General features: G+C 71.1%; 7 protein-coding genes. 2 read left to right on the top strand and 5 right to left on the bottom strand.

Annotated features, from left to right (window positions below; translation table 11 throughout):
• Positions 1-124: 124 nt before the first annotated feature.
• Positions 125-832, bottom strand: a complete 708-nt coding sequence (locus ACI2L3_RS14920) for an FG-GAP repeat domain-containing protein (protein ID WP_404752771.1) — start codon at positions 830-832, stop codon at positions 125-127.
• A 410-nt stretch (positions 833-1,242) separates the two neighbouring features.
• Here ACI2L3_RS14920 and ACI2L3_RS14915 point away from each other — a divergent pair, with 410 nt between their 5' ends.
• Entirely contained in the window at positions 1,243-1,683 is a 441-nt protein-coding gene (locus tag ACI2L3_RS14915; RefSeq protein WP_404752770.1) for an OsmC family protein, read from the top strand.
• A gap of 26 nt (positions 1,684-1,709) precedes the next feature.
• On the opposite strand, the gene ACI2L3_RS14910 is transcribed toward ACI2L3_RS14915, so the two are convergent.
• Complete coding sequence (locus ACI2L3_RS14910; RefSeq protein WP_404752769.1) at positions 1,710-4,739, bottom strand: family 16 glycoside hydrolase; 3,030 nt, start codon at positions 4,737-4,739, stop codon at positions 1,710-1,712.
• Between the two features lie 228 nt (positions 4,740-4,967).
• Between ACI2L3_RS14910 and ACI2L3_RS14905 the strand changes: the two genes are divergently transcribed.
• Positions 4,968-5,642: a M15 family metallopeptidase gene (locus tag ACI2L3_RS14905; RefSeq protein ID WP_404752768.1), complete on the top strand. Its 675-nt coding sequence runs from the start codon at positions 4,968-4,970 to the stop codon at positions 5,640-5,642.
• 21 nt (positions 5,643-5,663) lie between these two features.
• On the opposite strand, the gene ACI2L3_RS14900 is transcribed toward ACI2L3_RS14905, so the two are convergent.
• From ACI2L3_RS14900 to ACI2L3_RS14890, 3 genes are all read right to left on the bottom strand, one after another.
• A complete protein-coding gene (locus ACI2L3_RS14900; RefSeq protein ID WP_404752767.1) occupies positions 5,664-6,800 on the bottom strand; it encodes a PQQ-dependent sugar dehydrogenase in 1,137 nt (378 codons plus the stop codon).
• Between the two features lie 167 nt (positions 6,801-6,967).
• Complete coding sequence (locus ACI2L3_RS14895; RefSeq protein WP_404752766.1) at positions 6,968-7,195, bottom strand: DUF5133 domain-containing protein; 228 nt, start codon at positions 7,193-7,195, stop codon at positions 6,968-6,970.
• Between the two features lie 88 nt (positions 7,196-7,283).
• The gene (locus ACI2L3_RS14890) at positions 7,284-8,045 is read right to left on the bottom strand and encodes a phosphodiesterase (RefSeq protein WP_404752765.1); all 762 of its coding nucleotides are present in this window, start codon (positions 8,043-8,045) and stop codon (positions 7,284-7,286) included.
• Positions 8,046-8,047: the final 2 nt, after the last annotated feature.

The raw sequence follows: 8,047 nt of genomic DNA, 5'->3' as shown, positions 1-8,047 counted from the left end.
CCAGCTGGCCCCGCCCCCGCTGGGCGGTTTGTTAGTGTGGTGGGCACCGGCCACCCCCCCCGTTCCCCGGCGGGGCCCGGCGGGCCCCCGCGCCCCCGCCCCCCCCCGGGGGTGTGGGTGTGGGTCAGGAGCAGGACTTGTAGAAGTGCTTCCAACCGCCGCCGGGCATGGCCGGTGGCTCGCCCGGGGTGCCCCAGTCGCCGTACTTCTGCTCGTGCTCCTGGTTGTACGCGCCCGGGCCGCTGCCCGGTTCCGTCAGGCGCACGTTCCGCTCCAGGACGCCGTCACCGGCGTAGCTCAGGATCGCGAGGTCCGGGTACGCGTCATCGCCGTAGTTGGCGATCCGCAGCTCGCGGGCCTCGCTGGAGTCGCCGATGTCCAGGTGCCGGGTGCGGGCCGAGGCGAGGTTCGCGCGCTTGAGCGGACCGGGCCGGTAGTCGGCGACGCGTGCCGTCGCGGGGTCGTCCCCGCCGGACGGCTCGACGATGTTGACGACCATGTCCAGCGTGCCGTCGTTCTGGAAGTCGGCGACCGCGGCGGTCGCGACCTCGCCCTGCTCGGTGCCGAGCAGCTTGCTGACGGTGTGCTTCGTGCCGAACGTGCCGTCGGCGGCACCCCACTGCACCGTCATCTTCGTGCCGGTGTGCCCCGGGTTGACGATCTTGTCCGGGCGGCCGTCGCCGTCGAGGTCGCCGACGAGCGTCGTGGCGCCCGCCAGGCACGGGGCCGGGGCCGCCGCCTCGGCCGCACCGGCCTGGTGACCGGCGAGTGTCAGGGTCAGGGCGGCAGCCGCCACCGGCACGGCGATCAGACGTGAACGCTTGCGAACCATGTACGTACTCCCAAAGTCGTCGCTGCGGAACCGTGCCCAGAACCGGACGGTGAGTGACCGCCCGGTGAGCACGGACCCCACCCTGCGGCGCGACCCGTCCCGGTGGCCACGAACGGCGGGCAATCGGGGACGCTGGAACGGCGAAACACGCTCCGACCAGGGAAGAAATGGACCGCCTGGAACGCGGGAGTGGGACGCTCCGGACGGCTCGGGGAGGCTCCGGAACGGGTGTCGGCCGATGAGAAACCCGTGAGTACATGCGTGAAGATTGCGGAACGGGGGACTTGGCGGAAAGGGCTGGTCCAGCGGCGATCCCCCGGGGGGCCGCACCGGCCCAGGTTTCCCTGGTTCGGCCAAGAGCCGGGGAAGCCGCACCCTCACCGGGGCGATGTCCGGGTTACGGTTCGGCCATGGCCGACTACCGCATCGAGACCGTACGCAACGGCGAACGCGACTGGACCGCGCGCAACGACCGCGGCGCCGAGGTCCGCATCGCCGCCGCCGACGACCCCGGCGCCCAGCCCTCCTTCACCCCCGTCGAACTCCTCCTCGCCGCGCTCGGCGGATGCGGCGGCCTCGTCGTGGACCGCACGGCCCGCACCGTCGACCACGACGGGCTGCGCATCACCGTGGAGTCGGTGTCGAGGCCCGAGGACGACGGCCGGGTCGGCGTCGTCCGGGTCGCCTACGAACTCGACCTGCCCGAGGGCGACACCCGCGCCGCCGAGGCGCTGGAGCGCGCGATCCGGCTCACGCACGAGAAGTACTGCACGGTCAGCCGCACCGTCGAACACGGGGCGCGCGTCGAGGCCCTGGGCCCCGACGGCACCACGCTCTTCGCGGGCGGCTGACCAGCGGCTGACCGGGCTCGATCCGGTCAGGGCAGCGGTTCCACCCACACGTCGCGGAAGCGGACCTTGTTGCCGTGGTCCTGCAGCCGGACGGCGCCTGCCGCCGCCGACTCCGGGTCGCCGCCGCCCGTCGGCCCGTCGACGGCCACGTCGTCGTGGACCTTCTCGCCGTTCCAGACCACCGTGACCCGAGCGTCCGACGTCTTCTTGCCGTCCGCGTCGAAGCGGGCGGCACGGAACGTGATGTCGTACGTCTGCCAGGTCTCCGGCGGCTTCGAGGCGTTGAGGTCGGCGGCCTTCTTCTGGTAGATCGCCCCCGCCTCGTTGTCCGCGAGCTTCGGCACGCCGTACGAGTCCAGGATCTGCACCTCGTAACGCTCCTGGAGGTAGACACCGCTGTTGCCGCGGTCCTGCCCGGTGACGTCGTCCGGCAGCTTCGGCACCCGGAACTCGACGTGCAGTCTGAAGTCCTGGAAGTGCTGTTTGGTGCGCAGGTCGCCGCAGCAGACCTCCATGGACTTCTCGGCGGTGTGCGGCCATTCGGCGGCGCGGCCGTCGGTGTGCTGCCAGGCCGACGCGACGCTGCCGCCGGAGAAGAGGTCGATCCGGACCCCGGGGCGCCGGATCTCGATCGCGTCGAGGTTGACGTGCCCGGTGTCCCCGTCACCCACCCCGTAGGCGATGGTGTTGCGGCCCTTGCGCAGTTCGAGGCGTTCGCTCTTGGTGGACCAGCGGTTCCACTCGCCCGTCGACGGCAGGCTCGTCCGCCGGGGAGCGGCGCCGTTGACGCTGACACCGACCGTCTTGGTGCCGGGGGAGGGGTGCGGGCCGTTGGCGTACCGCAGGCCGACGTCGTACGTGCCCTTCTTCGCCACCTCGACGTCGAAGCTCGCCTTGGCGCCCCGCTCACCGAAACCGTCGACGAAGCCCGCGCCCGTGAAACCGGCGTGCTCGGTGTCGGTGCCCGCACCGCCGGACAGCCGGGCCGACTCGGCGTCGTACGTGGTGACGGGCTCGTCCGGGCCAGGCTTGGCGTTGAGGGTGTACCAGGCCTCCGTGGACCAGAGCTGCTCGCCCGACGACGCGGAGAACGGGCGCGGCGAGCGGACGTGGACGACACGGTCGCTCTTCAGCCCCGGGATGGTGAGCCGCACCTTGCGGCGGTCGTCGGAGAGCTTCGCCGACGTGACGGGCAGCGTCTCCTCGTCGACCTTGGGGCCGCCGTAGGCCGGCGTCGGCGCGTAACGCCACTGCTCGACGGAGTACGCGCCCTTGGCCAGCTTGGCGGCGGTCTCCTCCGACAGCGGCTTCGTATAGGTGACTTCGAAACCGTCGCGGGTCGCGCGCATCGTCTTGATGTCGAAGGCGGTCTTCCCGTTGGGCGTCAGCTTCTGCAGGCCGAAGCGGAGCTTGCCCTCCTGCCCCCAGTTGCCGTCCGCGCCGAGGCCACCGGTGTAGATCGCGCCGTCCGGGCCTTCGCTGATCCGCGTGATGCCGGACTCCAGCCCCTGCGTGTGGCGGAACACCGCGCCCTGGTACTCACCTTCCACCTTCTCCAGGTCGGCGCGCTGCAGTCCGCCGTACGTGACGTCACCGAAGACCAGCTGCCCGGCGAACGGGCCCTTCTTCAACCGCATCGGGGTGCTGGGCGAGTTGGCGATCTCGTTCTGCGGCAGCCACAGCACCGGCTTCGTGACGGGCTTGTCGTCGTAGGGCCCGGCCGGATTCATGTAGTGGTTGAAGAACCGGTCCTGCTTGATGTGCACAAGCTTGGACGCGGGCAGCCAGCCGCCCTGGTTGTCCGTGACGAACAGGTCGCCGCCCGGGCCGCGCCCGATGCCGTTCGGGGTGCGCAGGCCTCCGGCGAGGTAACTGACCTTGCCCGTCGCCTTGTTGACCTTGATGGTCGTGCCGCGGTTCGGGGCGGGCTGCGGGTCGGTGGTCGCGCCGCCGTAGTTGATGGCGACGGAGAGGTTCAGATAGAAGTCCCCCTTGTCGTAGAGCAGCCCGAAGGCGAACTCGTGGAAGTTCTTGCCGTACGGCCACTCGGCGATCTTCCGCTTGGCGTCGGTGACGTCGTCGCCGTCCGTGTCGTTCAACTCGGTCAGCTGATGCTTCTCCGACACGTACAGCTTCCCGTCCACGTACTTGATGCCCATCGGCTCCCTGAGCCCGTCGGCGATCTTCTTGTACGTGACCTTCTCGGGGCCGGTGTCCCCGGTGACGTGGTCGAGCAGGTACACCTCGCCCTTCGTCTCCTCGCTGCCGCCCCACGTGGAGATCGCGAGCCGGCCGTCGGGCAGCCAGTCCATCGCGGACACCTGCGGCTCGAAGCCCTTCGGACGCAGGTCGGTCAGCTCGTACCCGGGATTGACCTCCGTCAGCGGCAGACCGTCGCCGGGGGTGTCATATGTCCCCTCGCACTCCTTGCGGCCGGGCGCGGTGACCCGTACGACGTCGGCGTCCGTGCTGAGCACCGAGTTCGGCACGGTCTTGAACTCGGTCGCACCCGGCGGCTTCCACTGCAGGGTGACCTGCTGGCCGCCGCCCGCGTCGAAGTGGTCGACGCGCAGCGACTGATATCCGGCGTTGAGGGTGATCCGGCCGTCCTTCGGCTCGGCGCCGTGCAGCCCGTCGTGGTCGATGACCTGCTGCCCGCCGAGGAAGAGCCGGGAACCGTCGTCGCTGATCAGCCGGAAGTCGTACGCGCCCGCCTCCGGCACGTTCAGGTTGCCGATGAGCTGCGACACGAAGTTGTCGCTGAACCCGAAGCCGTCGGTGGAGGTCCAGTCGGCGGTCGGGATCAGCTTGTCGACATTGGGGGTCTGTGCGGGCTTGAGGTCGCACAGCTTCTTCAGCGGGGTCCGGACGTCGAACACCCGCAAGGTGACGCCGGGTTCCTGCGGCGGCAGATCCGCGAAGGGCCGCGGATCGTCGTCCGCGGCCGCGGCGGGTGCCAGGAGTCCTCCGCCGAGAAGGAGGGTGAGCAGCAGGCCGGTGGTTCTTCGGGCCCTGCGGCGGAGGCGGCCGGATATCGGTCGGGGGCGTGGCTTCACTCTTCCTCCTGCGTGGTTCCGGGTGATTCCGGCGCGGGTTTACGCAGATTTCTGTGGCAAAGCGACGCTCAGCGTAGGGACGGTGTCGAAGGACGTCCACACTTTGTCCAGGAAAAGGAAAAACTGCTCCCGCCTTCTCGCGTTGCCCCGCCCCCCAATCGGGCGAATGGCGGCCGATGGTCGGCTTTTCGGACCGGCGCGCCCGGGGAGGCGCGCTATGTCTGTGGGGTGATCAAGCTCCGCGCCCGTACGCTCCTCGCGCTCACCACCCCGGCCGTACTCCTGCTCACCGCCCTCTGCCCCGCCCCGGCCGCCGCCGACGCGCCGTCCCCGCCACCCGCTCTCGACGCGCGCGTCACCGCCGTCACCGCCCGCGACCTGGGCCGCAGCTGGCATCCGGGCTGCCCCATCGCGCCCGCCGGACTCCGGCTCGTCCGGATGAACCACTGGGGGTTCGACGGCCGCGTCCACCCCGGCGAACTCGTCGTGCGCGAGGAGGCCGTGCGGCCGCTGCTGCACGTCTTCGGCCGGGCCTTCGAGGCCCGGTTCCCCATCCGCCGGATGCGGACCATGGCGGAGTACGGCGGCAACGACGTCGCGGCCATGAAGGCCGACAACACCTCGGCCTTCAACTGCCGCGCCGTCACCGGGAACCCGGCCAAGGTCTCCCAGCACTCCTACGGGGACGCGGTGGACATCAACACCCTGGAGAACCCGTACGTCGACCGGAACGGACGCGTCTACCCCGCCGAGGGGGCCGCCTACCTCGACCGGCGCCGCACCGCCCCGGGCATGATCAGGGCGGGCGACGTCATCACCACGGCGATGCGCGCGGTGGGCTGGCAGTGGGGCGGACGCTGGCCCAACCCCGACTACCAGCACTTCTCGGCCAACGGCCGATAGTCCCTGAACGTGCCGGCTCCCTTACGCGGGCACCAGGCGGGCGACGGTGCCGCCGATGTCGAGTACATACAGCTCGCCGTTGCCGCCCTGCACGAACGAGACGACCTCGCCGCCGTTGACCCCGAGATCGCTGACGCCGGTCACCTCGCCGTCCTTCATCCGCAGCGCGCGCAGCGTCCCGTCGCAGTAGTCGCTGAACACGTACTGGCCCCTGAGCTCAGGGATCGCCTTGCCCCGGTACACGTATCCGCCGGTCACCGAGCAGCCGAGGCCGCCGCGGCCGTACTCGTGGACCGGCGGCACGTGGTTCGCGGGCTCGGTCCCCTCCCGGAAGGGATGGTTGCCCTCCATTTGGGCCCAGCCGTAGTTCTCGCCGCCCTTGCTGTCCGCGGGGGCCCAGTCGATCTCTTCCCAGGCGCTCTGGCCGACGTCGCCGATCAGCAGGTCGCCGGTGCCCGAGTCGAAGGAGAACCGCCACGGGTTGCGCAGCCCGTACGCCCAGATCTCGTCCCTGGCGTTCGGGTCGCCCACGAACGGGTTGTCCGCCGGGATCGCGTACGGCTTGCCGCCGCGCGGGTCGATCCGCAGCAGCTTGCCCAGCAGCGTGCCGAGGTTCTGTCCGTTGCCGTGCGGGTCACCGCCGGAGCCGCCGTCGCCCAGCGCGATGTAGAGGTAGCCGTCCGGGCCGACCTTGATGTCGCCGCCGTTGTGGTTCGCGTAGGGCTGCGTCTGAGTGAGGACGGTGCGCCGGGTCTCCGGCCGGATCTTGCCGTGCCGGACCGCGAACTCGTCCACGGTGCTGGTGCCTTCGAGGTCCGTGTACGAGATGTAGAAGTGCGCGAACTTTCTGTCGAACGCGATGCCGAGGAGGCCGCGTTCACCGTCGGTGGTGGTCTCCTTCGATATGTCGAGCACGGGCTTGCCGAGGCCGTGAGGGCCCAACACCCGTACGGTGCCCGCGCGTTCGGCCAGCCAGACCGTGCCGCCGGGACCGGCGGCCCCGGCGGACGGATTCTGGGCCGTGGCCACCTTCTTGAGCGCGACGGGCGCGACGCCGGCCGTGTCCTGAGGCGGGACGGCGGACGCCGAGGTGAAGGCGAGGGTTGCGGCGAGGCAGAGAGTGCCGATGATCGCGGAGCTTCTGGTGCGAACGTTCACCGTGATCCTCCTGGAGGCGGCGAAAGGGGGGAGGTCACCATGGTGTGCTGCGTGTGCTGCTGGCCACGGTTGAGAGTACTGGGACAGAGGCGCTTGGTGTAGGCCAAGGCGCCTCTGAGTTCTTCCCGGTCCTCTCTCCCAACTCCCTTCGCTCGCCCAGGAGTTGGTCAGGCGGCGAGGACAGGCTTCTCTTCCGCGGTGGTGACCCCGCGCAGCCGGAAGCGGGCGACGGCGAGGGCGGCGTCGACGGAGCGGGTACCGGTCGACGCGCACAGCGAGTAGGCGACGTCCTCCATGCGCTCGCGGGTCGCTCGGCTGCCGGTTTCGGCGTGCAGGACGCGCAGCGCCTCGTACTCCTCGACGAGGTTCTTCAGTACGAGATGTGCCATGAGCATGAGGTCTCTCCTTCGGGTCCACTGCCTGCGAGCCCACTGCTCGCGGGGCCGGCACCGCCCCTTGTCTCCCGCGCTCCGACCGCTATTCCTACGGATCTGCCGGATCTGCCGGATCTGCCGGATCTGGCGCGTGCCGCCCGCGCCGGGACGCGGCGTACGCGGCCTCCCGCAGTGCGCCGAACCGGGCCGTGGGGTGCAGCCGCGCCAGCCGGTTCACGTACGGGTCGTACGCACCGGTGCCGACGGGCGGCACGTCGTGGACGGCGCCGGTGGTGAGCGTGGCCAGTGGCTGCCACGCCTGTCCCTGCGGCGCCGCGCACAGATGGAAGGTCAGCGACGTCGTCCGCAGCACCGTCCGCAGCGAATCGACGCCGCCCGGCACGCGCGGTGAGGCCGCCGCGGGACGCACGGCCAGCACGGCCTCGCGGTCGCCGACGCGGTACGAGAGGAGCGTGGAGTAGGGCCCCGCCAGGGCGTTGAGCCGCGGTACCGGCAGATGCCTGGTGTGGCGCCCGGAGCCGCTGCTGGTCAGCAGCAGTTCCAGGGGCCGGTCGGGGCCTCCCGCGTCGTACACGCGCAGCGCGAGCCCCAGGGCGTCCGGCGCCTTCCCCGGCAGCCCGACGGCACGCGACCACCGCAGCCGGACCCGGTACTCGCCCGGTTCGTCGAGCCACGGCTCACCCCACGGCACCCCGGCGGGCCGCACCGCGAGGGCGCCGTCGCAGGTGACCCCGTAAGGGTGCAGGGCCGGCGCGCGGCGTCGGCGTGCGAGGCTCCGCGCCGCGCGGGCGGCCAGGCGGACGCCCGCGGGAAGCCCCGCACCGGATGCCGTCGTCGTCTCGTGGCCCACGG

The organism is Streptomyces sp. NPDC029674 (assembly GCF_044903205.1).
GTDB lineage: Bacteria > Actinomycetota > Actinomycetes > Streptomycetales > Streptomycetaceae > Streptomyces.
Note: the sequence above shows the minus strand (reverse complement) of the source record. Positions and strands in the feature narration are given on the sequence as shown.

Bases quoted from the DNA above. Each gene is read 5' to 3' on its own strand.
- ACI2L3_RS14920 (WP_404752771.1), bottom strand. From the start codon at position 832: ATGGTTCGCAAGCGTTCACGTCTGATCGCCGTGCCGGTGGCGGCTGCC.
- ACI2L3_RS14915 (WP_404752770.1), top strand. From the start codon at position 1,243: ATGGCCGACTACCGCATCGAGACCGTACGCAACGGCGAACGCGACTGG.
- ACI2L3_RS14895 (WP_404752766.1), bottom strand. From the start codon at position 7,195: ATGCTCATGGCACATCTCGTACTGAAGAACCTCGTCGAGGAGTACGAG.